This is a genomic window from Novosphingobium malaysiense (genome assembly GCF_000802225.1).
Lineage (GTDB): Bacteria > Pseudomonadota > Alphaproteobacteria > Sphingomonadales > Sphingomonadaceae > Novosphingobium > Novosphingobium malaysiense.
The window spans coordinates 1-433 of the sequence record NZ_JTDI01000050.1; the positions used below are offsets into that span (position 1 = coordinate 1).

The 433-nt window shown below is 64.9% G+C and carries 1 protein-coding gene; it reads right to left on the minus strand.

Annotated features, from left to right (window positions below; all coding sequences use genetic code 11):
• On the minus strand, positions 1–433 hold a 433-nt coding region (locus LK12_RS23465; RefSeq protein WP_039290833.1), incomplete at both ends, for an AMP-binding protein.

A 433-nucleotide genomic window follows, 5' to 3' on the forward strand; every position in this document is an offset into this window, starting at 1 on the left:
GGGGACGTTCCTCCCAGCGCGGATCCGCGACCGCCACGACCGCGACCTCGGCGACCCCGGGAATGGCGCAGAGTTCGTTCTCAAGTTCGACCGAGGAAATCCATTCACCGCCGGACTTGATCAGATCTTTGGTGCGGTCCGTGACTTCCACATAGCCGAGCGGATCGATCATCCCGACATCGCCGGTATCGAACCACCCGTCCGTTGTCGTCTGGCATGGTATCTTGTGGTAGCTGGCAGTAACCCAGGGGCCACGCACCTGAAGCCGGCCGACCGCACTCCCATCGTGCTCAAGCGGACGACCTTCGTCATCGACGATCCGGACCTCGATCCCCGCTACCGGCCTGCCACTCTTGGCGCGCCACGAGGCTTCGTCACGGGGCGGGGTGGCGCGTGGCGGATGCGAGAGGACGCACATCGGACTGGTCTCGGT